The organism is Xenorhabdus sp. SGI240, assembly GCF_040081915.1.
GTDB lineage: Bacteria > Pseudomonadota > Gammaproteobacteria > Enterobacterales > Enterobacteriaceae > Xenorhabdus > Xenorhabdus bakwenae.
In genome coordinates, this window is record NZ_JBEBMB010000006.1 from 1 (window position 1) to 26256 (window position 26256).

The 26256-nt window shown below is 44.3% G+C and carries 26 protein-coding genes and 1 pseudogene; 9 read left to right on the plus strand and 18 right to left on the minus strand.

Annotated elements, in window-relative coordinates:
- Positions 1–214 (plus strand): annotated as a pseudogene (locus tag ABLA76_RS02090) (hypothetical protein); the annotation flags it as partial.
- 138 nt (positions 215–352) lie between these two features.
- Here the strand turns inward: ABLA76_RS02090 and ABLA76_RS02095 are convergent.
- Positions 353–1615: a site-specific integrase gene (locus ABLA76_RS02095; protein ID WP_348986684.1), complete on the minus strand. Its 1263-nt coding sequence runs from the start codon at positions 1613–1615 to the stop codon at positions 353–355.
- A gap of 301 nt (positions 1616–1916) precedes the next feature.
- On the opposite strand from ABLA76_RS02095, the gene ABLA76_RS02100 reads away from it, so the two are divergent.
- A complete protein-coding gene (locus ABLA76_RS02100) occupies positions 1917–2261 on the plus strand; it encodes a RidA family protein (protein WP_047770044.1) in 345 nt (114 codons plus the stop codon).
- Between the two features lie 91 nt (positions 2262–2352).
- Here ABLA76_RS02100 and mdtI read toward each other — a convergent pair whose 3' ends face one another.
- The 3 genes from mdtI to zwf all read right to left on the minus strand — a co-directional run bounded on the left by mdtI (position 2353) and on the right by zwf (position 5142).
- On the minus strand, positions 2353–2685 hold the full coding sequence (gene mdtI / locus ABLA76_RS02105) for a multidrug/spermidine efflux SMR transporter subunit MdtI (protein WP_348986685.1): 333 nt from the start codon (positions 2683–2685) through the stop codon (positions 2353–2355).
- Between the two features lies 1 nt (position 2686).
- A complete protein-coding gene (mdtJ, locus tag ABLA76_RS02110) occupies positions 2687–3097 on the minus strand; it encodes a multidrug/spermidine efflux SMR transporter subunit MdtJ (protein ID WP_348986686.1) in 411 nt (136 codons plus the stop codon).
- A gap of 569 nt (positions 3098–3666) precedes the next feature.
- A complete protein-coding gene (zwf, locus tag ABLA76_RS02115; protein WP_047770040.1) occupies positions 3667–5142 on the minus strand; it encodes a glucose-6-phosphate dehydrogenase in 1476 nt (491 codons plus the stop codon).
- A 470-nt stretch (positions 5143–5612) separates the two neighbouring features.
- Here zwf and ABLA76_RS02120 point away from each other — a divergent pair, with 470 nt between their 5' ends.
- Both ABLA76_RS02120 and pyk read left to right on the plus strand, forming a co-directional pair.
- On the plus strand, positions 5613–6461 hold the full coding sequence (locus ABLA76_RS02120; RefSeq protein WP_047770038.1) for a MurR/RpiR family transcriptional regulator: 849 nt from the start codon (positions 5613–5615) through the stop codon (positions 6459–6461).
- Between the two features lie 228 nt (positions 6462–6689).
- On the plus strand, positions 6690–8132 hold the full coding sequence (gene pyk, locus ABLA76_RS02125) for a pyruvate kinase (protein ID WP_285810827.1): 1443 nt from the start codon (positions 6690–6692) through the stop codon (positions 8130–8132).
- 82 nt (positions 8133–8214) lie between these two features.
- On the opposite strand, the gene lpxM is transcribed toward pyk, so the two are convergent.
- From lpxM to znuA, 3 genes are all read right to left on the minus strand, one after another.
- Positions 8215–9183, minus strand: coding sequence for a lauroyl-Kdo(2)-lipid IV(A) myristoyltransferase (gene lpxM / locus ABLA76_RS02130; protein WP_348986687.1), 969 nt, complete (start codon positions 9181–9183; stop codon positions 8215–8217).
- A gap of 123 nt (positions 9184–9306) precedes the next feature.
- The gene (mepM, locus tag ABLA76_RS02135) at positions 9307–10623 is read right to left on the minus strand and encodes a murein DD-endopeptidase MepM (protein WP_348986688.1); all 1317 of its coding nucleotides are present in this window, start codon (positions 10621–10623) and stop codon (positions 9307–9309) included.
- Positions 10624–10643: 20 nt separating this feature from the next.
- Positions 10644–11600, minus strand: coding sequence for a zinc ABC transporter substrate-binding protein ZnuA (gene znuA, locus ABLA76_RS02140; protein ID WP_348986689.1), 957 nt, complete (start codon positions 11598–11600; stop codon positions 10644–10646).
- A gap of 52 nt (positions 11601–11652) precedes the next feature.
- Between znuA and znuC the strand changes: the two genes are divergently transcribed.
- Both znuC and znuB read left to right on the plus strand, forming a co-directional pair.
- Positions 11653–12435 carry a zinc ABC transporter ATP-binding protein ZnuC gene (znuC, locus tag ABLA76_RS02145; protein WP_285810833.1) on the plus strand — a complete coding sequence of 261 codons (783 nt, stop codon included), beginning with the start codon at positions 11653–11655 and terminating at the stop codon, positions 12433–12435.
- On the plus strand, positions 12432–13217 hold the full coding sequence (gene znuB / locus ABLA76_RS02150; protein ID WP_285810834.1) for a zinc ABC transporter permease subunit ZnuB: 786 nt from the start codon (positions 12432–12434) through the stop codon (positions 13215–13217). The genes znuC and znuB overlap by 4 nt, the downstream gene beginning before the upstream one ends.
- 89 nt (positions 13218–13306) lie before the next feature.
- Here the strand turns inward: znuB and ruvB are convergent, their stop codons facing one another.
- The 6 genes from ruvB to aspS all read right to left on the minus strand — a co-directional run bounded on the left by ruvB (position 13307) and on the right by aspS (position 18634).
- On the minus strand, positions 13307–14314 hold the full coding sequence (gene ruvB, locus ABLA76_RS02155) for a Holliday junction branch migration DNA helicase RuvB (RefSeq protein WP_348986690.1): 1008 nt from the start codon (positions 14312–14314) through the stop codon (positions 13307–13309).
- Positions 14315–14330: 16 nt separating this feature from the next.
- Positions 14331–14948 carry a Holliday junction branch migration protein RuvA gene (gene ruvA / locus ABLA76_RS02160; protein WP_348986691.1) on the minus strand — a complete coding sequence of 206 codons (618 nt, stop codon included), beginning with the start codon at positions 14946–14948 and terminating at the stop codon, positions 14331–14333.
- A 78-nt stretch (positions 14949–15026) separates the two neighbouring features.
- Positions 15027–15548 carry a crossover junction endodeoxyribonuclease RuvC gene (ruvC, locus tag ABLA76_RS02165; protein WP_047770020.1) on the minus strand — a complete coding sequence of 174 codons (522 nt, stop codon included), beginning with the start codon at positions 15546–15548 and terminating at the stop codon, positions 15027–15029.
- Between the two features lie 108 nt (positions 15549–15656).
- A complete protein-coding gene (locus ABLA76_RS02170) occupies positions 15657–16400 on the minus strand; it encodes a YebC/PmpR family DNA-binding transcriptional regulator (RefSeq protein ID WP_047770018.1) in 744 nt (247 codons plus the stop codon).
- Between the two features lie 30 nt (positions 16401–16430).
- Complete coding sequence (nudB, locus tag ABLA76_RS02175) at positions 16431–16865, minus strand: dihydroneopterin triphosphate diphosphatase (protein ID WP_348986692.1); 435 nt, start codon at positions 16863–16865, stop codon at positions 16431–16433.
- The gene (gene aspS, locus ABLA76_RS02180; protein ID WP_348986693.1) at positions 16865–18634 is read right to left on the minus strand and encodes an aspartate--tRNA ligase; all 1770 of its coding nucleotides are present in this window, start codon (positions 18632–18634) and stop codon (positions 16865–16867) included. Before aspS ends, nudB begins: the two co-directional genes overlap by 1 nt.
- Positions 18635–18901: 267 nt before the next feature.
- Here aspS and ABLA76_RS02185 point away from each other — a divergent pair, with 267 nt between their 5' ends.
- The 3 genes from ABLA76_RS02185 (at position 18902) to cmoB (ending at position 21260) form a co-directional block, all read left to right on the plus strand.
- Positions 18902–19300 carry an MAPEG family protein gene (locus tag ABLA76_RS02185; RefSeq protein WP_047770012.1) on the plus strand — a complete coding sequence of 133 codons (399 nt, stop codon included), beginning with the start codon at positions 18902–18904 and terminating at the stop codon, positions 19298–19300.
- Positions 19301–19491: 191 nt separating this feature from the next.
- On the plus strand, positions 19492–20292 hold the full coding sequence (gene cmoA, locus ABLA76_RS02190; protein WP_285810840.1) for a carboxy-S-adenosyl-L-methionine synthase CmoA: 801 nt from the start codon (positions 19492–19494) through the stop codon (positions 20290–20292).
- Positions 20289–21260 carry a tRNA 5-methoxyuridine(34)/uridine 5-oxyacetic acid(34) synthase CmoB gene (cmoB, locus tag ABLA76_RS02195; protein WP_047770008.1) on the plus strand — a complete coding sequence of 324 codons (972 nt, stop codon included), beginning with the start codon at positions 20289–20291 and terminating at the stop codon, positions 21258–21260. The genes cmoA and cmoB overlap by 4 nt, the downstream gene beginning before the upstream one ends.
- 98 nt (positions 21261–21358) lie before the next feature.
- On the opposite strand, the gene cutC is transcribed toward cmoB, so the two are convergent.
- From cutC to ABLA76_RS02220, 5 genes are all read right to left on the minus strand, one after another.
- Positions 21359–22111, minus strand: a complete 753-nt coding sequence (gene cutC / locus ABLA76_RS02200) for a copper homeostasis protein CutC (protein WP_047770006.1) — start codon at positions 22109–22111, stop codon at positions 21359–21361.
- 28 nt (positions 22112–22139) lie between these two features.
- Positions 22140–23432 carry an MFS transporter gene (locus tag ABLA76_RS02205; protein WP_348986694.1) on the minus strand — a complete coding sequence of 431 codons (1293 nt, stop codon included), beginning with the start codon at positions 23430–23432 and terminating at the stop codon, positions 22140–22142.
- A 112-nt stretch (positions 23433–23544) separates the two neighbouring features.
- Positions 23545–24693, minus strand: coding sequence for a galactonate dehydratase (dgoD, locus tag ABLA76_RS02210; RefSeq protein ID WP_348986695.1), 1149 nt, complete (start codon positions 24691–24693; stop codon positions 23545–23547).
- Entirely contained in the window at positions 24690–25307 is a 618-nt protein-coding gene (locus ABLA76_RS02215; protein WP_348986696.1) for a 2-dehydro-3-deoxy-6-phosphogalactonate aldolase, read from the minus strand. The genes dgoD and ABLA76_RS02215 overlap by 4 nt, the downstream gene beginning before the upstream one ends.
- Positions 25258–26169, minus strand: coding sequence for a 2-dehydro-3-deoxygalactonokinase (locus tag ABLA76_RS02220; RefSeq protein WP_348986697.1), 912 nt, complete (start codon positions 26167–26169; stop codon positions 25258–25260). Before ABLA76_RS02220 ends, ABLA76_RS02215 begins: the two co-directional genes overlap by 50 nt.
- Between the last annotated feature and the right edge of the window lie 87 nt (positions 26170–26256).

The following is a 26256-nucleotide window of genomic DNA, read 5'->3' on the forward strand; positions in this document are numbered from 1 at the left end:
TCGCAAGCCAGAACGGGGAGAAACGGAAATCGCTGAGCTGATTTTTCATGCAATAAATGTTAGCCCTAAACCGCTAAGGCCAAAAAATTTGAATGATGTTCTTGAAAGAGAGCTAGCCCACATTATTTTCAGTGTGGAGGGAGATAAAAATTCGACACCTGCGAAAGTGGCAGGGGTTATTTTGGAGAACGGGTATAGGAAAGGAGAAAAATGATGGCAGAATCCCCCTACTTCAAGACAAAGGAACTGGCAGCTCGATATGGCGTAAAACCACACACGATAAGGTTATGGTGCGGCAATGGGAAGCAAAAGCGAGAAGGCTTCCCAAAGCCCAAGTTTAAATCTGACCAACTTAACTTTCTACGGCAGGATATTTTTGACTGGGAGGACGGGAAACAATTTTAGTCAGTTTATCCCACCAGCGCTCGTATGCCTCTCTTTGCTCGTTTAGGTAGGTGTGCTTATCGTACACCTGCCATACACCCGGTAATTTGTGTCCTACCATGATTTCGGCCACATGAGGCGGTGTTAATTCAGATACCCCTGTACGCATGGTTCTGCGTAAGTCGTGGATTGACCAGTTCTCATAATCAGGCAAGTAAATAGACATTCTTTTATTAAGGATTTTAGTTATTGTAACATGTGATCCACGAGCAAAAGGCTCTCCGCTGGATATTGTGAACAAATATGAACTTCCATGGTTCAATCTTTTCGCTTGCTCAATTAATTCCTTAGCTGCTGGAATAATGGGCCTAATGAGAGGCTTCTTAGATCTTCTGCCTGTCTTATGGTTTTTAGGAGGGATAATCCAAACATTCTTTTCATAGTCAAAATCACTTACTTTAGCTTTAAATAGCTCACCGATACGGCATCCAAATAACAAGCAAAATTTTATTATCAGTGCATTACGTGGATTATATTTGGGGGCATTAATTAGCTGGAAAAGCACTACCAATTCTTCTTCACTTAGTGTCCTTTCACCCACCTCAGAGTCGAAATCGTCAATATCAGAATCGGTGATTTTTCCTCCTAGATCACTTGTTATCACATCAGATAAGGGAGTGAAATTAGTCATTCCTCGTCGGACAGCCCATCTATGAGCACTCTTAGAATATGTCAATATTCGAGTACCAATTGATGGCGTTTTTTTAGTAACACTTTCAATTAAAGAGAGCCAGACATGCAGAGTTACCTCATCATGGGGTAATTCACCAATTTTGGGGAAAACATGAATTTCGAAAGAACGTAATATGTCATCTGCGTTAACCTTTAAACCTTGCATTGTTGTTTTCCACCAATCCCCTATAAGCCCCTCTACAGTCACGGCGCTTAATGCAGACTCTTTACGAACACGCTTGACTATCTTAGGGTTGCGATGTTGCTCTAATTCTCCACGGTAGAAAGTTACAGCGTCACGCGCATCTTTTAAGCCAGTCGCCGGATAGGTTCCTATATCAATGCGATCCCCTTTGCCATTCCAGCGATATCTAAATTGGAATATAATCTTCCCCTTAGGAGTGACACGGATAGATAAGCCATCCCTATCTGTCTTAGTGGTCATTTTCTCTTGGGGCTTGCCATTGGTAGAACGGAGCCATGAATCAGTAATAGCCATATCACTTTCCTCAAAAAACAATACAGCTTTTAATGTAGTTTATGTACGCACCTATGTACATATTTCTCATGATACCAAATTAATGTTTATGACTATTGATGATTATGAAAAATAAAAAATAAAAATATTATACTATAAAATCAATTAATTAAACCAAAATCAATGAGCATGTTTGACTGTTGATGATACAATTTGACTATATAGAAGCATTTTTCAATAAAATGTGGCGGAATTATGCCAATACTAAGTTGTAATAACTACTCAATTCAGCAAAAAACTGGATAAATTAACAGGAGATTTAATGACTATTAAACGCATTGACCCAGATACCCGTTGGTCAGAAGCGGTCGTTCACAATGACACTATCTATTATACCAGTGTGCCAGAACAATTGGACGGTAATATTACAGAGCAAACCGCCGATACTCTGGCAGCCATTGATACCCTGTTACATCGCCTTGGTTCAGATAAAAGCAAGATTTTGGATGCTACAATTTTTCTGGCAGATAAAGCTGATTTTGCAGGCATGAATGCCGCGTGGGACGCATGGGTTGTTGCCGGAAGTGCGCCAGTCCGCTGTACTGTTCAAGCAGCATTGATGGACCCTAAGTATAAAGTCGAAATCAAAATTATTGCCGCTTTATAGTCTGTATCTATCAAACAAATATGGCCTTAAATGAGCTATTGTTCATTCAAGGCCATGTTAGAAATGAAATTTAAGGAATGGAGAGTAGAAATTAGGCCATTTTAATAATAATTATGCCAATCAACAGCAGCACAATACCACTCCATCCCTTAAAATTCAGTCTTTGGTTAAACATTATCCAGCCAGCGGCGACGGTAGCAATAATGCCGAATGCTCCCCATAAAGCATAAGCAATGGAAAGCTCAATCCCTTTCACTGCCTGAGCCAACGCACTGAATGCGCCCAAAACAGTAACCAGAGACAAAATACCCATCCAGAAGCGCTGAAATCCATTGGATAATTTCAATAAAATATTTGCCACAATTTCCAAAACAACGGCCAAGACCAGGAACGCACCATGCCACCATTCAAATTGAGTTAGCATATCATGCCTCCTTGATTTGCTTGTTCAAAATACCGTTTAGTGAGCTTGATGGATTATGTTTTGATGTCTTGTTTGAAGCATGGTCTTTGGTTTTTTTCTCCCCCACCTTGATTAAAGCAATCCCAGCTATCAACAATGTTAATCCACTTATTTTCATCAATGACAGCGACTCGTTAAACCACATTACGCTAAAAGCGGTAATAAACAGGATCCCAATACCTTCCCAAAGTGCATAAGCCACGCCCAATGACACTTTTTTCACAGCGATTGCCAGCAAAATATAAGAAGTTGTGATCATGGTATACATCACAATCATGCCTGTAAAACCACCTGAAACGCTGGCTTGTTTCATTGACAGAGTGCCAATGACTTCTGTCACAATCGCCAGTGCAAGAAATACCCAATAAAACATTTTTTTCTCCTGAACATACTAATAAGCATGCCAAGATATCAAGCTATAAATGCCCACAAAGTCGGCGGCAAATGCGATTATGCAACATAAGAATCAAACTGACTTTTAGCGAAATATTTTGGCAAGTGATAATTACCGGTGAAGAACCGGTTAGCAGGAGAAGGCCCTAGAGGGCGCCGCACCAGTAGTGCTCACTGGATAAGATAGTGGAAAGGAAAAAAACATGGGTACAACGTTGAATTTTGTTACTATGTTGAATGTTGACGCTTTTGGCGCTATTCATGATGTTTTATTCGTTCATCACACATAACTACCGCGTGATATACTAAGAACCCTCGTATTAAAATGTAATGATGTATTTCTATCATAGCACCAAATAAAAAGCAATAATTTATATTTGGTTAGCCAATCTTCACTTTTAGTAAAAAAAGTGGAGTAAATAGCTATTTTTACTATAATTTTATCATTCAGATATCAAATTTTGAATTATTTTCACAAAAACCGGCCGGACATTAAGTCCGGCCATTCTTTTGATGAGTCGTTTAGTACAAACTTAAAAAAACCACCGTTTATTCAAACTCATTCCATGAACGACCATCACGTGTAATCAACGCGATAGAAGCCACGGGTCCCCACGTGCCGGCCTGATAAGGTTTCGGTGGTTCATTATCCGCCGCCCATGCATCGATAATGGAATCCACCCATTTCCAGGCTTCTTCCACTTCATCACGACGGACAAACAGTGCCTGAATACCGCGCATTGCTTCCAACAATAACCTTTCATAAGCATCAGCAAGGTGTGTCTGATTAAATGTTTCAGAGAAACTCAGATCCAACTTGGTCGTTTGCAAACGGTGTTTATGTTCCAGCCCCGGTGCTTTATTTAGCACTTCAATATCAATGCCTTCATCTGGCTGCAAACGAATTGTCAATTTGTTTTGTGGTAATTGCTGGTAGGATTCAGCAAACAGATTCAGGGAAGGTTCTTTGAAATAGACGACAACTTCAGAACACTTAGCCGGCAACCGCTTTCCGGTTCTCAGGTAGAAGGGCACCCCAGACCAGCGCCAGTCATCAATATCGACACGAATCGACACAAAAGTTTCTGTTTTACTGGCTTTATTCGCCCCTTCTTCTTCCAGATAACCCGGAACTTTCTTACCATGCACAAAACCTGCGGTATATTGCCCTCGAACCGTTTTTTCCCTGACATTGGTCTGATTAATCCGACGCAATGAACGCAACACTTTTACTTTTTCATCACGAATACGATCTGCTGTCAGGTCAGCCGGTGGTGACATGGCAATCATAGTCAGAATTTGCAGAAGATGATTTTGGATCATATCGCGCATCTGCCCTGCCTGATCGAAATAGCCCCAGCGCCCTTCGATACCAACTTCTTCAGCAACGGTAATTTGTACATGATCAATCGTGCGATGATCCCAATTATTGACGAAAAGCGAGTTGGCAAAACGCAGCGCTAACAAGTTCAATACCGTTTCTTTCCCCAAATAATGGTCAATACGGTAAATTTGGCTCTCATTGAAATATTTTGCAACTTCATCATTAATCGCTCTGGAAGAAGCAAGATCGGTTCCCAGCGGTTTTTCCATCACTACACGATTGGGTTCCGTATTCAGCTCCGCAGCACCTAATCCATGGCATACTGCACCAAATGTACTTGGAGGCATGGCAAAATAGTGAATAGCGGGTAAGTCATCTTTATTAATTATTTTTGCTAATTCGTTGAAATGCTCCGTTTCATTTACATCCAAATTACAAAATTCCAGACGTGAACGGAGTTTCTTCCACAATTCTGCATCTAGTTTTTCGGACATAAATGTCACCAATGCTTCTTCAACGACTTTGGTGTAGGCTGTTTTATCCCAGTCAGCTCGACCGACGCCGATAATTCGGGTATCAGGATGGATATAACCCGCTTTTTCCAACTGGTAAAGGGAAGGCATTAATTTCCGGCGTGCTAAGTCTCCTTTCGCCCCAAAAATTACCAAATTACAAGCCTGAGCTGTAGACGTCACCGCCATGTTGCATCTCCTCAATTACGGGATATTGTAATTTTTTTACAGAATCTGTGGGTAATGTACTCTTTTGGTTATATGCAGTAAACACTGATTATTCATGGATTATTGATATAGCTCTTCGTATTTCACGTTGCTGCTGGATTAGTGACAAAATGAAACCCATTGTGCGCAGCCTATTAAATAACCACACATCCGCGTTCTATACACCCTTTCACATTCATGGTAATTTTGTATTCACTGACAATATGGTTATAATTCATACCGAGCAGTGATTGTAAACTGAAAATTTACAACGATTAAGAAGTAATCTTACCAAGTTGAAAGTTAGACTCCTGTCATGTTTTCATGAAAAATCCCATGTTATCCGGTTATTGCCACTGCCAGCTTTCAATAACAAGTAGTATATTTTCATGAAAATGAAATAGATTTCGCCTGTTAATGAAATCGTTAAAACCGAGGTTAAACTTCGTTTTATGAACACACTGGAACGGCTCCAAAATAGTCTTGATGTTTTGAGTAAGTCAGAGAAAAAGGTTGCGCAGGTCATTCTTGCTTCACCACAAACTGCCATCCATTCAAGCATTGCCACTCTGGCTAAAATGGCGAATGTGAGTGAACCGACGGTGAATCGTTTTTGTCGTCGCCTCAACACCAAAGGATTTCCTGACTTTAAATTGCATCTGGCACAGAGCCTCGCCAATGGTACACCTTATGTGAACCGAAACGTGGAAGAAAGTGACAGCGTCACCTCTTATACAAACAAAATTTTCGAATCAGTCATGGCAAATCTGGAAACGGTCAAAAGTAATCTGGATATTGCCGCCATCAACCGCGCAGTCGACCTTCTGACACAAGCCAGAAAACTCTCTTTTTTTGGTTTGGGAGCATCAGCCGCTGTGGCCCATGATGCCATGAACAAATTTTTTCGCTTCAATATTCCAGTGACCTATTTTGATGATATTGTGATGCAACGAATGAGCTGTATTAGCAGTACCGAAGGCGATGTTGTCGTATTAATTTCCCATACTGGAAGAACAAAAAGCCTTGTAGAAATTGCTAAACTGGCCCGCGAAAACGATGCAACAGTGATCGCCATTACCTCAACAGGCTCCCCATTAGCGCACGAAGCTACCCTCCCCATTTTGTTGGATGTTCCCGAAGATACAGATATCTATATGCCGATGGTCTCAAGAATAGCTCAATTAACCATCATTGATGTACTGGCAACGGGTTTTACACTGCGCCGCGGCTCAAAATTCAGAGATAATTTGAAGAGGGTCAAAGAAGCGTTGCGTAATTCACGGTTTGATAAGCCTGAATAAACCAGAAAATAGACTGTGTTTTTGTTCACTATTTATCAATTCTCCAGACTGATAGCATATGTAGACTTTTCCCCACTGCATATTCGCAGTCCGGGTTAATAATCAATAAATTAATGGTTATCCTACGGTAATCGAAAACTCATATACCCTATGGATTTCAAGTGACCACCCACCGATGCGGCAACTTGAAAAACAAAAGGTATACTTCACAGGTCAACGGAGTAATGCATGTCCAGACGGCTCAGAAGAACAAAGATCGTCACTACACTTGGCCCAGCTACAGATCGTGACGATAATCTTGAAAAAGTTATCCAAGCAGGGGCCAACGTCGTCCGCCTTAATTTCTCTCATGGCACTGCGGAAGATCATATCCAACGTGCTAATAAAGTACGCGAAATTGCTGCCCGTTTAGGTTGTCATGTTGCCATCCTCGGTGATCTTCAAGGGCCTAAAATACGCATATCCACCTTTAAAGAAGGAAAAATTTTCCTGAATATTGGGGATAAATTCCTGCTGGATGCCAATCTAAGTAAGGGTGAGGGAGATAAAGAAAAAGTCGGTATTGACTATAAAGGTTTGCCATCTGATGTAACGGCTGGTGATATCCTGCTATTGGATGATGGACGTGTTCAATTGAAAATCCTGGAAGTTCAGGGGATGAAAATCTTCACGGAAGTGACTGTGGGAGGCCCGCTTTCCAACAATAAAGGCATCAATAAATTGGGCGGCGGGTTATCAGCCGAAGCACTGACAGCAAAAGATAAGGAGGATATCATCACAGCTGCCAAAATTGGTGTTGATTATCTTGCGATTTCTTTCCCTCGTTCAGGTGAAGATTTGAATTATGCGCGCCGTCTCGCACGAGATGCTGGTTGCGAAACCCAAATCGTTGCAAAAGTTGAGCGGGCAGAAGCTGTTAGTAGTGACGAAATTATTGATGAAATTATTCTGGCATCGGATGTTGTCATGGTCGCTCGTGGTGATCTCGGTGTTGAAATTGGTGACCCCGAACTGGTTGGTGTACAGAAAAAACTGATCCGCCGCGCTCGCCAACTGAATCGTGTTGTGATTACAGCCACACAAATGATGGAATCTATGATCACCAACCCAATGCCGACGCGTGCTGAAGTCATGGATGTCGCCAATGCGGTACTGGATGGTACTGATGCGGTTATGCTTTCTGCTGAAACAGCCGCAGGTCAGTATCCTGCGGAAACCGTTGCCGCTATGGCACAAGTCTGTCTTGGCGCGGAAAAAATGCCAAGTGTCAATGTTTCCAAACATCGCCTGGATATTACATTTGATAGCATTGAAGAAGCGATTTCAATGTCTACCATGTATGCCGCCAACCATCTGAAAGGCGTCAAGGCAATTATTGCGATGACTGAATCTGGCCGCACGGCTCGCATGATGTCCCGCATCAGTTCTGGCCTGCCTATCTTCTCTATGTCTCGCCATGAATCAACCTTAAACCGTACCGCCCTGTATCGTGGTGTAACACCCGTTTATTGTAGCTCGCATACTGATGGGATCGCAGCGGCAAATGAAGCAGTGAATCGTCTGCGCGATAAAGATTATCTCATCTCTGGGGATTTAGTACTTGTGACCCAAGGTGATCAGATGGGAACAATTGGCAGTACCAATACCTGTCGCGTACTTGAAGTAGAATAATGGGCTATTCATAAAAACAAACGGTAAAGGATAAGGGGCAGTACACTGCCTCTTATTATGATTAATTTTATTATTCCAATCATCACAGATCTTCCCTTTTATAAGGCTCAATATCCCCTGCTTTCCGCGTCTTAAGTAATTTTAAGATCCAAGTATATTGTTCAGGATTCGGCTTCACCAATGCCTCCAACTCCTCATTCATTCGGCGAGCAATACAGGTATCATCCTGTCCTGCAATATCTTCCATGGGTGGACGGATATAAATGTCCAACTGATGAGTTTGGCAATTATAAACCGGAAATAACGGAACAACGGCGGCGCGGCAAACCTTCATTAAGCGCCCAAGTGCAGGCAACGTAGCCTTGTAAGTGGCAAAAAAATCGACAAATTCACTGTGTTCTTCGCCATGATCCTGATCGGGCAAATAGTATCCCCAAAAGCCTTCACGCACTGTAGAGATAAAGGGTTTAATTCCCGCATCACGGGAATGCAAACGACCACCAAAGTGACAGCGCGCTTTATTCCATAAGTAATCAGCCACGGGATTACTTTGATGATGAAACATCGCTGACATTTGTTGGCCACGGGCAGCCAACAACATCGCGGGAATATCAACAGACCAACCATGTGGAACCATAAAAATCACATTTTTGCCTTGTGCTTTTAAGGCTTGAATAATGTCTTCGCCATGCCATTGGGTTCGCTCAAGTGTCGATTTTGCTCCCCTGAGACAAAGCTCCGCCAGCATAACAAACGATTGAGGGGCGGTAGCAAACATGCGATCAATCAGCTCTTCGTGCTGCTGTTCCGTTAATTCAGGAAAGCAGTAAATTAAATTGATTTTCGCCCTGCGCCGAGCACTTTTCACTTTTCTTCCCGCCCAAATACCTATCCTGGCCAGAAATGGATCACGCCATTTTACAGGGACATAAGACAATCCTGCCAATAGCCCCACGCCAGCCCAAAGGCCCCAATAACGGGGATGTAAATAAGCTCGATGAAACCGAGGGACATATCCCAATTTACTATCTGTATCTTTTTCTTTATTCATGAGCTAACTCTGATGATCCCAATATTTGCTCTCAAGGCGAAAGTTTACAACAAAAAATAAGATAAAAGCGGATGATAGTCATCATCCGCTTTTATCTCTGTCAATAATCGGAAGTTGATGCGCTTAATCTAGCAACAATTGAGGCTTAGTTTCCTTAACCATGGCTACATATTCTGTACGCTCTTTACCACTCAACCCACCAGAACGCGGTAATTTTGCAGTGAGCGGATTAACCGGTCTCTGGTTATCCCAGAATTCAAAGTGCAAGTGTGGGCCTGTTGAACGCCCCGTATTCCCTGATAGCGCAATACGTTCACCCCGTTTCACTTTCTGACCCGGTTTTACCAGTATTTTTCTCAAGTGCATGTATCGAGTTGTATATTGACGACCGTGCCGTATGGCAATGAAATTACCGGCCGCACCATCAAATTTGGCGACAACGACTTCACCATCACCGACTGCCAAAACGGGAGTTCCTACTGGCATAGCAAAATCAACTCCTTTGTGAGCTGTAATTCTGCCGGTTACCGGATTTAAGCGATGTGGATTGAAAGAGGAAGATACTCTGAACTGTTTAGTTGTAGGAAAGCGCAGGAAACCACGCTCAAGACCGGAAGCATTGCTGTCGTAAAAACGACCATCACTGGCCCGGAAGGCATAATAATCATTGCCACCACTCTGTAAGCGAACGCCTAACAATTGGCTCTGCTCACTTTTCCCATCAAGCATTTCACGGGACATCAGCACAGAAAAATGATCACCTTTACGCAATTTGCGGAAATCTATCTGCCATTGCAACGCTTTTGTCACTTCTCTGGCTTCGCTGCTTGTTAATCCAGCAATCAGGGCACTACTATTAAAACTGCCATCAACTGTACCTGTGATGACACTATTTTTCCATTCTCCCTTCTGGAACTCTTGCGTTTCGTTAAAAATATCTCCTTCGCGAGTATAAACGCGCGTTTCACGACGTGATATATCCCAGGTCAGCGTTTTTAAATTCCCATTATCGTCAGTAGTCCACGATAATGACTGACCAATACCTAGATTACGCAATGATTTATATCGGTTTGCTAACAAAGCAACATCAGAGGAATCAATTCCGAACTGAGTCAAAATCGAACTCAGGGTATCACCACTGGAGACAACATATTGGTGCGGAACATTTACTGCTGTATCAACAGAACTGCCATCATCATCCCCAATGCCCTCATTGGGGAGTTGTTCATTAGCATCCCCAGCGACATCATCCGTTGCTTCTGGAATGCTATCCGGAGTACTGAGAATAATACTACCTGTCCGTTCTTCTTGTTCATGATAAACAACAGGCCGCCATATCGCGATAGCCAAAGTGACCAGCGTTAGAGATCCAAGCATGATCTTGTGTGGTTTGGGCAGATTGTTGTATACCAGAACGATAGTTTTAGCTATCTGCTGCACTAATAAAATTCCTTATTGTACTAATTCAGGCAGCTCGCGTATTGTTTTGATAGTTGAGTTATAAATTTCATGTAGCTATCTTTATCCAATACGATGCCGCTCCCTAAAGGGTCAAGTATTCCAATACGTACATCAGTACCTTTTGCTACGGCATGAATAACGGCTGGCCTGAATTGAGGTTCAGCAAAAATACATCTTGCTTTCTGCTCAACCAATTGTGTTCGTATTTTGTGTAATCTCTGCGCACCAGGTTGTATTTCAGGATTGACCGTGAAAACACCTAGCGGAGCCAATTGGTAATGTTTTTCAAAATAACCGTACGCGTCATGAAAAACAAAATAACCCTGATTTTGTATGGGCTTTAAAACATGAGTAATATTCTTATCAGTTTGTGCAAGCTGTCCATTGAATTTACGTAGGTTTACTTCTAATTGCTGTTTTTGTTGAGGATATTGCTCAATAAGCTGATCATATATTGCTTGAGCGGCTTTTCCCGCAATCTCTGGAGAAAGCCAAAGATGCATATTATATTCACCGTGATGATGTTCGTGATCTTCCTCATGTTCATGCTGATATGATTCAGTCTCGGAATCATTCCCATCTTCACTATTTTTCAATAAAAATGGCTTAATGGTAGATAATTCAGCCAGTGCTAGTTGTTTATTCTGCTCAATTTTAGCTATCGGTTTCGCCAAAAAGGTTTCCATATCTGGGCCAATCCAAACCACCAAATCGGCTTGATTAATTTTCCGTACATCCAGAGGCCGTAACGCATAATCATGTGGAGAAGCACCATCGGGCAGAAGTACCTGAGTATTTGTTACACCATCAGCAATGGCAGCAGCAATAAAGCCCAATGGACGAATGGATGTGACAACATCTGCCTGCACAGAGCCATTCACTCCTGCCACTAACACAGCAGCTAATGCGATTTTATGAAAAAGTTTATGCGCGTATTTCTGTGAATTGTGTAACATAATATGAATATTCCATGCAGAAAATTGAATTATGTTATATTATAACATTTCAATGATTCTGCAAGATACTTTTAACTCGTCAACTATGATCACCCTAAAAAACATTACGGTTGAATTTGGTAACCGCAAGGTATTAAACAATATCTCATTCAATCTCAAACAAGGGAAAATTCTGACCCTGATCGGCCCAAACGGTGCGGGAAAATCAACTCTGGTTCGCGTCGTTCTTGGATTAATCCAACCCACTTCGGGCACTATCGAACAAAACCCTACGTTGAGAATTGGTTATGTTCCGCAAAAACTAAACCTTGATCCCACTCTGCCCTTGACCGTTAAGCGTTTTATGATGCTGAGACCCAACGTGAAACAAGCGGATATCTTACCGGTATTAAATCGGGTCAAGGCTGCTCATTTACTGGAGCAACCAATGCAAAAGCTATCTGGTGGCGAAACTCAGCGGGTGCTACTTGCCAGAGCCTTACTTAATCAACCTCAGATTTTGGTTCTTGACGAACCAACACAAGGTGTCGATGTCAATGGACAACTGGCACTTTACGATCTGATCAATCAAATCAGAACAGAACTTAATTGCGCGGTGCTTATGGTATCCCATGACCTGCACTTAGTGATGGCGAAAACAGACGAAGTTTTATGCCTTAATCAACACATTTGTTGTTCTGGCACACCGGAAGTGGTGTCAATGCACCCAGAGTTTATTGCAATGTTTGGATATCATGGCGCAGAGCAACTGGCAGTTTACCGCCATCACCACAATCATCATCATGATCTTAGAGGGAAAATTATTTTGAAAAAGGTTGGGGAATCACATCGATGATTGAATTATTGCTTCCCGGCTGGCTCGCCGGTATTTTTCTGGCAATTGCCGCAGGGCCTCTTGGTTCTTTTGTCGTCTGGCGCAGAATGTCCTATTTTGGCGATACACTGGCACACGCATCACTGCTCGGTGTTGCATTCGGTTTCTTACTGAACGTGAATCCCTTTTATGCGGTTATTGCGGTTACACTTATCCTGGCTACTATTTTAGTTTGGCTGGAAAAACGCCCGCAATTGGCAGTTGATACATTATTAGGCATTCTGGCTCACAGTGCCTTGTCGTTGGGCTTAGTCGTCGTTAGTTTTATGACCAATGTCAGAGTCGATCTAATGGCTTATTTATTCGGCGATTTATTGTCCGTAACTTATGAAGATCTCTGGTTGATTGCGGCCGGTGTTGTGATTGTTACCGGATTACTGACATGGCAATGGCGCGCCCTGCTATCAATGACAGTCAGCCAGGATCTGGCTTTTGTTGATGGAATGAAAATTCAACGTCTACGTGTCCTGCTGATGTTAGTGACAGCATTAACTATTGGGCTGGCAATGAAATTCGTCGGGGCGTTAATTATCACCTCCCTGCTGATTATCCCTGCCGCTACCTCCCGTCGTTTCTCCCACACGCCTGAGCAAATGGCCGCTTTGGCAATTATTGTCGGTATGCTTTCTGTTACGGGAGGATTAACGTTATCGGCGTTTTATAACACACCCGCAGGACCTTCCGTGGTACTTTGTTCGGCAGTGTTATTTGCATTGAGTTTAACGATCAAGGCAAGAAGCTGATATTTATTCCCTCTGTCTTTCAATTTGCTGCTTTTTAGCGGTAATGCATACAAGTGACAAGGGTTATAATTTAGGTAAGTTATAACCCTTTATTCGCCTTCCTTGCTCAATCCAAAATGCCGATAAGCATGATGGGTTGCAATACGCCCGCGTGGCGTTCGTTGAATAAATCCTTGTTGGATCAGGAAAGGTTCCAGCACATCTTCGATAGTTTCTCGTTCTTCACCAATCGCCGCTGCCAAGTTATCCAAGCCAACGGGACCGCCCATAAATTTATCAATAATGGCAATCAGCAACTTACGATCAAGGTAATCAAATCCGGCTGAATCCACATTCAGCATATCCAGAGCCTGGGAGGCAATATTATTATCAACTGTGCCATCACCTTTTACTTGCGCAAAATCACGGACACGACGCAATAATCGATTGGTAATACGGGGAGTGCCACGGGAACGCATCGCTATTTGCCTTGCTCCCTCATCTGAAATGTCTAATCCCATATAGCGTGCACTACGGGAGACAATGCTTTGCAAATCATCAACATTGTAAAATTCAAGGCGCTGTACGATACCGAATCGATCACGCAACGGCGAAGTTAAAGAACCTGCACGAGTGGTCGCACCAATCAAAGTAAATGGGGGGAGATCAATCTTGATAGAGCGGGCGGCTGGCCCTTCACCAATCATGATATCCAGTTGATAATCTTCCATTGCCGGATAAAGGATCTCTTCCACAACCGGCGATAAACGGTGGATTTCATCAATAAACAGGACATCATGCGGTTCCAGATTAGTGAGCATAGCGGCAAGATCTCCTGCCTTTTCCAATACCGGCCCAGATGTGGTACGAAGATTAACCCCCATTTCATTGGCAACAATATTTGCCAGCGTGGTCTTACCTAATCCAGGGGGACCAAAAATCAATAAGTGATCCAGTGCATCACCCCGCTGACGTGCCGCCTGAATAAAAATTTCCATCTGCTCACAAACATGGGGCTGCCCAACATATTCAGACAGAAACTTCGGCCGAATGGCACGATCAATGGCTTCATCATCTTGCAGAACTTCTGCTGAAACCAGACGGTCAGCTTCAATCATCACTTAACTCCTGTGATTACAGAGCCGCTCGAAGCGCTTCTCGAATAAGGGTTTCACAATCTGCACCCGGTTTAGCAACTTTGTTTACCATCCGGCTGGCTTCCTGTGGTTTATATCCCAGAGAAACCAGTGCCGCTGCGGCTTCTGCTTCAATATCGGCAGCGGAATTCGCTTGTTTGCTGACAGCAGGCAAATTAACATCACTACTTTGGTTAAATAGATCGCCATTAAGCCCCTTAAAGCGATCTTTCATCTCTACGACCAGCCTTTCAGCCGTTTTTTTGCCAACACCCGGCAACTTAACCAGTGAAGCAATCGCTTCTTGCTCTATAGCCGTAACGAATTGCTGGGCAGACATACCCGACAGGATCGCCAGCGCTAATTTAGGCCCAACGCCATTGGCCTTAATCAGTTCACGGAACAGTGCACGCTCTTGTTTATCATTAAAACCGTATAATAGCTGGGCATCTTCACGCACAATAAATTGTGTAAATAAGATAGTTTCCTGACCAATTTCAGGCAGTTCATAAAAACAGGTCATTGGCATATGAACTTCATAACCGACACCATGAGTTTCCAACAAAACCAGCGGTGGCTGTTTTTCCAACACGGTTCCTCTCAAACGCCCTATCACTGCTTACCCCCTGAAAATAAAATAAATCGTTCCGCTAGCTTATAGCACAAAAAAAACTGGATGTATATCCAGCACTATCTATTTCAGACGGCCTCGCGTTAAATTTAACCGCGCATTACCTACCCGAAGTAAATTTTGACTGAGATGACAATGTGTAATCGCAATAGCCAACGCATCGGCAGCATCGGCCTGCGGATTAGCAGACAGTTTCAACATCGAACGAACCATGTGCTGTATCTGGCTTTTTTCAGCCGCTCCCGTACCGACTACAGTCTGTTTAACCTGACGGGCGGCATATTCAAATACCGGTATGGATTGGTTAGAAGCCGCAACAATTGCTACACCTCGCGCCTGCCCTAATTTCAAGGCAGAGTCTGCATTTTTTGCCATGAAAACTTGCTCTATGGCAAAAACTGTGGGCTGGAATTGAGTGATAATTTCAGTAATTCCGGCGTAAATCTTCTGCAAACGACCGGGTAAGTCATCTACTTTTGTTCGAATACAACCGCTACCGAGATAGATAAGTTGTCGTCCCTGCTGGCGAATAACGCCATATCCCGTGACTCTGGAGCCAGGGTCAATACCAAGAATAATCGCCATATCGAATTATTCGCTTAAATCGGTTTGCCTGTGATATGGGATAAAAACGTTAGAGAAAGTGCCCTGATTCGAGGAACACTTTCTCTACGCTGTGAATCCTAATGCTAATTACAACAGTGCTGCAACTTCATCAGAGATTTCACCATTATGATAAACTTCCTGCACATCGTCAGAATCTTCAAGCATATCGATCAGACGCAGTAATTTAGGCGCAGTTTCTGCATCCAGTTCCGCTTTCGTCGATGGGATCATAGAAACTTCCGCAGAATCTGCCTTGAAGCCTGCTGCATCCAGTGCATCTTTAACTTCGCCAAAAGACTCTGGAGTAGTATAGACGTCAATCGCACCATCATCATAAGTTTCAACATCGTCAGCACCCGCTTCCAATGCTGCTTCCATCACCGCATCTTCGTCCAGGCCTGGTGCGTAGGAAATAACCCCTTTCTTGGTGAACAGATAAGCAACAGAACCGTCAGTTCCTAAGTTACCACCTGTTTTGGTGAACGCATGACGAACTTCGGAAACCGTGCGGTTACGGTTATCACTCAGGCATTCAACCATCACTGCCGTACCACCAGGGCCGTAGCCTTCATAAATGATGGTTTCCATGTTGTCCGATTCGTCGCTGCCAACACCACGGGCAATTGCACGATTCAACGTATCACGAGTCATATTGTTGGACAGCGCTTTATCGACGGCAGCTCGCAGACGTGGGTTGGAATCTGGATCACCACCGCCCAATCGCGCAGCCGTGACTAATTCACGGATAATTTTCGTGAAAATCTTACCGCGTTTTGCATCCTGTGCAGCTTTGCGGTGTTTCGTATTGGCCCATTTACTATGACCTGCCATGCAAATATCTCCGATAAAACATCTTGTAGACTAAATGACAAATTCTTCAATTGCTTGCCGATTGCTCCACGACTTCGTCAATCTGGCCGCTTCTTCCGCAGCCAGCCATTGATAAGCCAGATGTTCGGTCAGCAAAATTTCTCGCTCCTCAGATAACGCCAGAGAGAACCAATGTTCTTTATTGCGCGTTATCCCCGGAGCATATCGATGCCGTAGGTGCGAGAAAATCTCATAATAAAGACAGCGTTGACAATCTTTCAGTTCAAGATTTTCATTGATAATATCAATGCCTGTCTCTTCCTGTACTTCACGTAACGCCGCCTCCGGCGGTTTTTCGTCCTCTTCAAGGCTACCTGTCACAGATTGCCAAAATTCAGGATCGTCCCGGCGCTGTAGCATCAGCACCCTTTTGCTGTCAACGGCGTAAATCATAACCAGTACAGATTCAGGGCGCTTATAAGCCATTATTCGTTCTCTTTTTTAACGACTGAAATAGCCAGTTCTTCCAACGCTGCTGAGCTCGCTGGGCTTGGTGCATCCGTCATCAAACATGCCGCAGCCGTTGTTTTCGGGAAAGCGATCACATCACGAATATTATCGGTATCAGTCAACAACATGACGAGGCGATCCAAACCGAAAGCCAAACCGGCATGTGGCGGTGTGCCGTATTTCAGGGCATTCAGCAAGAAACCAAATTTTTCCTGCTGTTCCTGCTCATTGATTCCCAGAATGTGGAATACCACCTGCTGCATTTCATTGCGATGGATACGGACAGAACCTCCCCCCACTTCATAGCCATTGATCACCATGTCGTAAGCGTTAGCGATAGCGGATTCTGGGTTACTTTCCAATTCAGCCGTCGACATATCACGCGGAGAAGTAAATGGATGATGCATTGCCGTCAAGCCGCCAGCTCCGTTGTCTTCGAACATAGGGAAATCAATAACCCAAAGCGGTTTCCAGCTTGCCAGATCGGTGATGTTCAAGTCGCGGCCCAATTTCAGGCGCAGTGCTCCCATCGCATCAGTAACAACATTTTTCCGGTCAGCGCCAAAGAACAGGATATCACCATCTTGCGCATTGGTACGGGACAGCAGGGCTTCAACCACTTCCGCAGACAGGAACTTAGCTATCGGGCTTTGCACGCCTTCCAGGCCAGCAGCACAGTTATTTACTTTCATCCATGCCAAACCCTTCGCGCCATAAATGCCAACAAATTTACCGTACTCATCAATTTGCTTGCGACTTAGCTCTGCCCCACCGGGCACGCGAATAGCCGCAACACGACCTTTTGGATTATTTGCCGGTTCGGCAAAAACAGAGAATTCCACGTCTTTAACCAGATCGGCGATATCCACCAATTCCAGAGGGTTACGCAAGTCTGGTTTATCTGAACCAAAACGGCGCATAGCTTCTTCAAATGTCATCATTGGGAAGCAGCCCAAATCGACATCTTTCACATCCAGCCACAGTTCACGGATCATTTTTTCCATGATTTCGCGAACTTGTTCAGCGGTCATAAACGAGGTTTCAACGTCGATCTGGGTAAACTCAGGTTGACGATCGGCACGCAGGTCTTCATCGCGGAAGCACTTCACAATCTGGTAATAACGGTCTAAGCCAGACATCATCAACAACTGTTTGAAAAGCTGCGGAGACTGCGGCAGTGCATAAAATTCACCTTTATGTACGCGACTTGGCACTAAATAGTCACGCGCACCTTCTGGTGTTGCCTTCGTCAGCATTGGTGTTTCAACATCAATGAAACCCGCAGTATCCATAAAACGACGCACAAAACTGGTGATCTTTGCACGGGTTTTCAGACGCTGCGACATCTCAGTGCGACGCAGATCAAGATAGCGGAATTTCAGGCGCTGCTCTTCACTGTTATTCTGGTTGCTGTCCAGAGGCAATGGCTCCGAGCGGTTGAAAACCATCAGGCTTTCTGCGAACACTTCAATTTCGCCGGTTGCCATCTCTTTATTGATTTGGTTATCAGGGCGCGCGCGCGCAATCCCCATAATTTGAATACAAAATTCATTACGCAGTTCAGAAGCCTGAGCAAAGACCTCTTTCTGGTCTGGGTCAAAAAATACCTGAACGATACCCTCGCGATCTCGCATATCAATAAAGATCAAACCACCTAAATCACGGCGACGATTTACCCATCCACAAAGAGTCACTTTCTGGCCTTCATGGGTCAGGTTCAACTGCCCACAATAATTAGTACGCATACAATATCCTTTTACTCAGCTCGTTATGCTTTCTGCTGCGGAAATTTTGGCATTGTTTTTCAGAAAGAATTACAAAAAAAGGTCGCCATTATACTGGAAATTCTGACCGGAGATAAGGCCATAACGCCGTTCTTGACAAGACAATTTTTTGCTATCCGTTAACATTCATAGAATTTATTATTAAATACTATGATTTATAGCGACAGTTTTCTTTTTGCGGTTTATCATCATTTGGCCGTTTTTTGGTTAGGCAATTGGAGTTAAAAAATGGTTAGCTCGCTTTATATCGTACTGGGCGCACTACTGTTAATTAAGCTGTCTCTGGATGTCGTCAAATTAAGAACCCAATATCGGGTCGCTTATGGCGATGGCGGTTTTTATGAATTACAAACAGCCATCCGGGTTCATGGTAATGCAGTTGAATACATTCCAATTTCAATGTTGTTATTGATTGTGATGGAGATGAATGGTGCCCCCGTTTGGATGCTGCATATTTGTGGATTGGTATTACTATCAGGCAGAATACTACACTACTTTGGCTTACGTCATCGAGAAATACGCTGGCGACGTATGGGCATGGCAGCAACCTATATCTCAATGATCATAATGATTCTTAACAACATCTACTATTTACCGTGGGAGCAGATCTTTTCTCTCTATACATAATCTATTCCCTGTATAAATAGTTTGCTGCATATTTTGCGTTTTTGCTCAATGGCAAAGCATAGGTGATTAGAGTGATACCCAGGGCGGTGTGCTACCGCCTGAGGGTCTATCTATTGATTATCCCCCTTTCTGCCTTTTCCTGCATTCTGTTAGAATAACCGCTTCTTATTGTTTCCAAAATCAATGCTGTTATGTCAAATCAAGAATCTCATAATCAACGGGACAGCCTGTTCTCTGCCCCAATTGCCAATTTAGGTAACTGGAGTTTCGATGAACGCGTTGCCGAAGTCTTTCCTGATATGGTGAAACGTTCAATTCCCGGTTATTCCAACATCATTTCCATGATAGGTATGCTGGCAGAACGTTTTGTAACACCAAATAGTCAAATTTACGATCTCGGTTGCTCCCTTGGTGCAGCCACGCTGTCAATCCGTCGTGCTATTAGTTCCGAAGATATTCGTTCCGAAGATAATAGTGTCCATCCCCATACAAAGGGCTGCCGTATTATTGCCGTCGATAACTCACCGGCAATGATCGAACGCTGCCGCCGCCATATTGACTCTTTCAAAGCCAATATCCCCGTTGAAATCATCGAACAGGATATTCTTGATACCGACATTCAAAATGCATCAATGGTCGTTTTGAATTTCACATTACAGTTCCTGCACCCTGATGATCGCCAGAAAATGCTGGATAAAATCTATGCCGGTCTAAAACCCGGAGGCGTTTTGGTGCTATCTGAAAAATTCAATTTTGAAGATGAGCAGATTGGCGAGTTGCTATTCAACATGCACTATGATTTCAAGCGAGCCAATGGTTACAGCGAACTGGAGATCAGCCAAAAACGCAGTATGCTGGAAAATGTCATGCGGACAGATCCTGTTGAAACTCACAAGTCACGCCTCAAACAAGCAGGATTCCAGCATGTGGAAGTCTGGTTCCAATGTTTTAACTTTGGCTCATTATTAGCAATAAAAGGAGCTGAACAATGATTGATTTCGGTAACTTTTATCAATTGATCGCCAAAAACCACTTAAGTCACTGGTTGGAATGCCTGCCTGCACAATTAAGCCATTGGCAACAAGCCTCATTGCATGGTCAGTTCAGTTCATGGGTAAAAATTCTGGAGAACCTGCCTGAAATTAACCCCACCCAACTTGATCTGAAAAATGGTGTCATTGCGAACCATGAACCCGAGCTACCAAACGGTGAAAAAGCCCGTATTCAAAATATCCTGAAGCTATTGATGCCATGGCGTAAAGGACCTTTTTCACTGTATGGTGTGGAGATTGATACCGAATGGCGTTCTGACTGGAAATGGGATCGCGTCCTTCCCCATATTTCTTCTTTAGCAGGCAGAACCGTCCTTGATGTCGGCTGTGGCAGTGGTTACCACATGTGGCGCATGGTGGGTGAAGGTGCCCATTTAGTTGTCGGTATTGACCCAACCCAGCTTTTCCTTTGCCAATTTGAAGCCACCAGAAAGTTACTGGGTAACGATCAGCGTGCCCATCTTCTGCCCTTGGGCGTTGAACAATTACCCGAACTAAAAGCCTTTGATACGGTGTTTTCAATGGGCGTGCTTTACCATCGCCGCTCCCCCTTCGACCATTTATGGCAACTGAAAAACCAGTTAGTTTCCGGCGGGGAATTAGTTTTGGAAAGCCTGGTGATTGAGGGGGACGAACATCAATGCCTCATTCCGGGTGAGCGTTATGCTCAAATGCGGAATGTCTACTTTATTCCGTCTGCCAAAATGCTGAAAGTCTGGCTGGAAAAATGTGGTTTTATTGATGTTCGAATTGTTAATCATGCAATGACGACTTTGGATGAACAGCGCCAGACAGAATGGATGAAGACTGAATCGCTGATCGATTTTCTTGATCCAACTGACCAGAGCAAAACGACAGAAGGCTACCCCGCACCACTGCGGGCAGTACTTATTGCCCGCAAGCCATAATCTTTTACTTTATATTTTAAATTATTACTTTGCTGGCTGATTACCCCAGTGACATCTTTGACAATGTCACTGGGGGTTTATATGAAATAAAGCGTGTGCTATTTTTTACGTTGAACCAAACTCATCACGCCCTTCATCGATTCAACTAACTGTCCATCAACACAGTGATAAGCATATTCATCTACATCACTGTCATCAGAACTCATTTTTACGCCGGCTTTCCGGTATTTCATGGCAGAAGGCACGATCTTACCTGCTGAACTGTGGACTTCTGTTATGCCAATTTCCAGGAATTTACTGATATTACTCATTCTGACTCCCGCCCCGGGCATAATAATCGGTCCCTGGCTAGCCTGTAACAACTCGTTTAATAAAGGTAATCCCAACTCAGCACTTTGTTGCTGACCCGAAGTTAAAATACGCTGCACACCAAGCTCTGTCAGTTGTTCCAACGCAACATGTGGATTAAAACACATATCAAAGGCGCGATGAAAAGTGATTGCCATATTTCCTGACAATGACATCAATTGCCGCATACGCAGCCTGTCGATATGCCCTTCTTCGTTTAGCACGCCGAAAACGACGCCAGGAAATCCCATATCACGGATACGAGCAACATCATTTTTCATCACTTCAAAATCAATGTTGCTGTAACAGAAATCTCCTCCTCTTGGCCGTACAATAGGATGTACTGCAATGGATAAACTCTGTCGTGCGTGCTGCAATGCTCCGATGCTGGGTGTTACCCCACCTTCCGACGGGCTTGCACACAATTCAATGCGATCAGCGCCTGCCTTTTGTGCAACCAGAGCACAGTTTACGCTATAACAACAAATTTCCAGCTTTATCATTCAAAGCCCCTCGGATATAAACGCCCAATTAGCCGACACGTTTCACATCGCCCACAAGAAAGATATAGGAGAGTGCACCAATCAATGTGACGACAGAAATGTAAACCAGTGCTGGAGAAAAACCGTAACTCTGCGCCAAATAGCCAATCACAAGTGGTACAGAGATCCCCCCCAACCCGCCGACAAAATTAAAGATACCGCCGGTCAAACCAATCAAATGCATCGGTGCCAGTGAAGAAACCAGTGACCAGGTAATGGAGGCAAAGCCGTTACCAAAGAAAGCCAGTGCCATTAGCACCATGATCCATATCGGGTTGTTAGTGTAATTGGCGCCCATAATACAGGCGGAAATTATCAAACCACAAATAATCGGGGTCTTACGCGCCGCCCCCAAAGAAAAACCTTTACGTACCATTTTATCTGCCAACCAGCCAGAGAGCAGTACACCGAGAAATGCAGCCAGAAACGGAACGGTAGTCATGAAACCGACTTTTAGAGCAGTAATCCCCTTCTCCTGAGTCAAATAACTCGGGAACCAGGTCAAAAAGAACCACAACGTTGAAGCGACGGCAAATTGCCCCAGATAGACACCCACCAGCTTATAGTGGAATACCAGCTTCCAGTCAGCGATAGTCAGAGACTGGCGTGCCATTTTCTTAGCTGGCGAGTCATCATCGACTAATCCTCCGCCCATGCGAATATATTCAAGCTCCGCATGACGCATGTTTTTTGTTAACCGTGGCTGCCGATAAACGTTAATCCAGATTAATGACCAAATAATTCCGATACCCCCGGTCAGGAAAAAAACCCAGTGCCAGCTAATTAATTCCTGGATCCATATTAGAAATGGCGTCAGAAAAGCAAGCCCGACAAACTGCCCCGATGTGTAAAAACCAACGGCAGAGGCACGTTCATGTTCAGGGAACCAGCTTGTTACCATACGGTTATTGGTGGGAAATGTCGGTGCTTCAAAAATACCAATAATGGAACGTAATCCAATGAGTGACATCAGCCCGATTGCAAAGCCCTGTAATAGCGTCGCCACTGACCAGCCCAAAATGGCAATAAAATAGGTCACGCGTGAGCCAACGCGATCAAGGAACCACCCCCCGGGAATTTGACATAAGGTATAAAACCAGGAGAAAGCAGAAAAGAGATAACCCATTTCCGTTTTCGTGATAGCAAACTCTTTCTGGATATTTGCTGACGCAACAGCAAGGTTGGCCCGATCAACATAACAAATAACGACCGTAATAAAGATCATTATCAACGTCAGATAGCGCCGACGCCCAATTTTCGCAGTTGTTACTGAAATATTCATCTCAATCTGTCTCCAGATTTTGGGCACAGTGAAACCGTTCACCCTGCCCTATAGTTAACAGAGTGTGTAAAAGAACACATTGATTTAATTATTTATTTAATAACAGACAAAATTACCATTCAGCAACGGAGCCATCTTTATATCGCCACATTGGATTTCGCCAGTCTGGTACATTTTTGCTGCGCTCAATGACCTGTGCTTCATCAATTTCAACACCAAGACCCGGTTTCATTAAGGGTTTAAAGAACCCCCCTTCCATACTGAAATCTTCTTTATTTTTCACAAAATCAAGTAATTCCGCTCCTTTATTGTAATGAATGCCCATACTCTGCTCCTGAAATACCGCATTACGTGATATGAAATCGATGTGCAAACAAGCGGCCAGCGCAATCGGCCCTAGTGGGCAATGTGGTGCCAGTGCGACATCATAAGCTTCAGCCATGCCCGCAATTTTGTAGCATTCGGTAATGCCTCCCGCATGCGATACATCTGGCTGAAGAATTGCCAGACCGCCCGTTTCCAGTACACGTTTAAATTCAAAACGGGAAAACATACGCTCACCTGCCGCAATTGGAATATGGGTTTGCGCTGCCAGACGGGGATAATATTCTGCCTGTTCCGCCAGCACCGGTTCTTCAATAAATAAAGGATGATATGGCTCTAACGCCTTAATTAATACCTTCGCCATGGGTGCGCTAACACGACCGTGGAAATCAAGCCCAAATTCAATTTCATTACCGAACACTGCTCGGATCTGCGCTACCGTATTGACGGCAGTGTCGATTTTTCGCAAATCATCAATGATGCTCAGTTCTTCACAACCATTTAATTTGAATGTATCAAAACCGATCTTCCGTAAGGTTTTAATACCGTCAATCACCTCCGACGGGCGATCACCGCCCACCCAGCTATAAGCTTTGATCTTATCGCGCACCAATCCCCCCATCAGTTGCCACACGGGCGCATTCAAGACTTTGCCTTTGATATCCCATAAAGCCTGATCGATTCCCGCCAGGGCACTCATCAGAATGGGACCACCACGGTAAAAGCCTGCACGATACATCACCTGCCATAAGTCATTAATGCGGGCAGGATCTTGTCCAACCAAATATTCACCTAGCTCGTGCACTGCCGTTTCCACTGTGCGGGCACGGCCTTCAATCACCGGTTCCCCCCAGCCGACAACACCTTCATCTGTTTTAATTTTTAGGAACAACCAGCGTGGAGGCAAACGATAAGTCGTGAGTTTAATTATTTTCATTGCACCGCCTCTCGATACGCATTAACAAATAGGGTTGCCTGCCGTGCAGTACGATCAACCGATTGACCGGCACGATAAAGATCACTGCCTAAACCGGCGCCCATGCAACCTGCGTTAATCCATTGAGACAGATTATCCGGCGTTACACCACCCACGGCGAAAACAGGCACCTCTGGCGGTAAAACCGCTTTCAGCGCTTTGATATAAGCCGGACCAAATGCCGATGAGGGAAAAATTTTTAATGACTGCGCCCCCGCTTCCAGCGCGGTAAAAGCCTCTGTGGCCGTCGCACAACCTGGACATACTGTCATACCATAAGCAACCGCTCTGCGGATCACTTCACTGCGGATATTAGGCGTGACAATCAGTTTGCAACCCATTTCCGCCAACACATCTACCTGTTCTGGTTTGAGTACAGTTCCCGCTCCAATCAATGCCTTACTGCCAAACGCTTTCACCATGGCCGGAATACTCTGTTCCCACTGCGGAGAGTTAAGTGGGATCTCCACGGTGTCGAACCCAGCGTCAATGACCGCCGCGATGTGTTCAAGCGTTTCGTCCGGTTTAATACCGCGAAGAATAGCGATAAGTGGAAGATGGGTTTGCCACAGCATTTGCGATACTCCTTATACCTACCTGAAAAACGGTATCACCGTCTGCCAGAGAGATATTTCGTCCGATAGCGCTGAACGCCTGCTTATAACGAGCCGCTAACGAAAGTCCGGCGACAAGTGTGATAGCCTGTTGATCCACAAAATAGTGACTCATGCTCGCAACTTCTGCACCAATCAACAGGCCGGATAAAAATTCACTGACATATTCGCGCGGCAGAGCACCCAATACATGCGAGGCGCGAACTTCGAATAAAAATGGCAAATGCACAGGAGAATCTATTCCCCGTTTAAGCCCCGCATTAAAAGCTTCTGGACAGGCAACCTGTTCTGGCAACCCTGCTCCCACCAGTGAATGATGCAAAAGTAAATGGTGGAGTTCGCCGGTCATCACAGTACGAAAATCATGGATTTGTTGGTCGTCAGCTAATACCCATTTACAGTGAGTGCCGGGCATGACATAAAGAGAAGCAGGAAAAAGCTGATGAGCGCCTAATAATTGAGTCTCTTCGCCTCGCATCACGTTGTGGTTATCTTCACGTGAAACACACAATCCCGGAATAATCCAGACATTGTCTGCAACGGGGGTTAATTGCTCACCTATCGCAGAGAACCGAATGGGAACCGACAAATATGGCGCAATTTTCCAACCCACGTTGCTACCGATCATCCCTGCCATGACAATCGGCGTTTGGTCATCCCGCCAGTTTTGAGTGATTTCTGCTAACACCACCTGTGGGGATTTTCCATTGAGACGGGTGATCCCCGCTGCGGATTGCCTGCTTTCCTGACATTCATCACCCTGATATAGCCAGGCGCGTAAATTGGTCGATCCCCAATCAATCGTGATGTAGCGTGCTGTCATGTGATTTCCTTAAGCCTTCGTGCTGAACTGGCAATCATGACAAAGGCCGCTGATTCCCATCTTGATGCCGTACCGTATCAAACAGCG

Bases quoted from the DNA above. Each gene is read 5' to 3' on its own strand.
- aspS (WP_348986693.1), bottom strand. From the start codon at position 18,634: ATGCGTACTAATTATTGTGGGCAGTTGAACCTGACCCATGAAGGCCAG.
- ABLA76_RS02120 (WP_047770038.1), top strand. From the start codon at position 5,613: ATGAACACACTGGAACGGCTCCAAAATAGTCTTGATGTTTTGAGTAAG.
- ABLA76_RS02095 (WP_348986684.1), bottom strand. From the start codon at position 1,615: ATGGCTATTACTGATTCATGGCTCCGTTCTACCAATGGCAAGCCCCAA.
- mdtJ (WP_348986686.1), bottom strand. From the start codon at position 3,097: ATGTTTTATTGGGTATTTCTTGCACTGGCGATTGTGACAGAAGTCATT.
- lpxM (WP_348986687.1), bottom strand. From the start codon at position 9,183: ATGAATAAAGAAAAAGATACAGATAGTAAATTGGGATATGTCCCTCGG.
- mdtI (WP_348986685.1), bottom strand. From the start codon at position 2,685: ATGCTAACTCAATTTGAATGGTGGCATGGTGCGTTCCTGGTCTTGGCC.
- znuA (WP_348986689.1), bottom strand. From the start codon at position 11,600: ATGTTACACAATTCACAGAAATACGCGCATAAACTTTTTCATAAAATC.
- ABLA76_RS02220 (WP_348986697.1), bottom strand. From the start codon at position 26,169: ATGACAGCACGCTACATCACGATTGATTGGGGATCGACCAATTTACGC.
- ruvC (WP_047770020.1), bottom strand. From the start codon at position 15,548: ATGGCGATTATTCTTGGTATTGACCCTGGCTCCAGAGTCACGGGATAT.
- ABLA76_RS02215 (WP_348986696.1), bottom strand. From the start codon at position 25,307: ATGCTGTGGCAAACCCATCTTCCACTTATCGCTATTCTTCGCGGTATT.
- cutC (WP_047770006.1), bottom strand. From the start codon at position 22,111: ATGATAAAGCTGGAAATTTGTTGTTATAGCGTAAACTGTGCTCTGGTT.
- ABLA76_RS02170 (WP_047770018.1), bottom strand. From the start codon at position 16,400: ATGGCAGGTCATAGTAAATGGGCCAATACGAAACACCGCAAAGCTGCA.
- pyk (WP_285810827.1), top strand. From the start codon at position 6,690: ATGTCCAGACGGCTCAGAAGAACAAAGATCGTCACTACACTTGGCCCA.
- nudB (WP_348986692.1), bottom strand. From the start codon at position 16,865: ATGGCTTATAAGCGCCCTGAATCTGTACTGGTTATGATTTACGCCGTT.
- ABLA76_RS02205 (WP_348986694.1), bottom strand. From the start codon at position 23,432: ATGAATATTTCAGTAACAACTGCGAAAATTGGGCGTCGGCGCTATCTG.
- ruvB (WP_348986690.1), bottom strand. From the start codon at position 14,314: ATGATTGAAGCTGACCGTCTGGTTTCAGCAGAAGTTCTGCAAGATGAT.
- dgoD (WP_348986695.1), bottom strand. From the start codon at position 24,693: ATGAAAATAATTAAACTCACGACTTATCGTTTGCCTCCACGCTGGTTG.
- cmoA (WP_285810840.1), top strand. From the start codon at position 19,492: ATGTCAAATCAAGAATCTCATAATCAACGGGACAGCCTGTTCTCTGCC.
- ABLA76_RS02100 (WP_047770044.1), top strand. From the start codon at position 1,917: ATGACTATTAAACGCATTGACCCAGATACCCGTTGGTCAGAAGCGGTC.
- znuC (WP_285810833.1), top strand. From the start codon at position 11,653: ATGATTCTGCAAGATACTTTTAACTCGTCAACTATGATCACCCTAAAA.
- znuB (WP_285810834.1), top strand. From the start codon at position 12,432: ATGATTGAATTATTGCTTCCCGGCTGGCTCGCCGGTATTTTTCTGGCA.
- cmoB (WP_047770008.1), top strand. From the start codon at position 20,289: ATGATTGATTTCGGTAACTTTTATCAATTGATCGCCAAAAACCACTTA.
- ABLA76_RS02185 (WP_047770012.1), top strand. From the start codon at position 18,902: ATGGTTAGCTCGCTTTATATCGTACTGGGCGCACTACTGTTAATTAAG.
- zwf (WP_047770040.1), bottom strand. From the start codon at position 5,142: ATGGCGGTGACGTCTACAGCTCAGGCTTGTAATTTGGTAATTTTTGGG.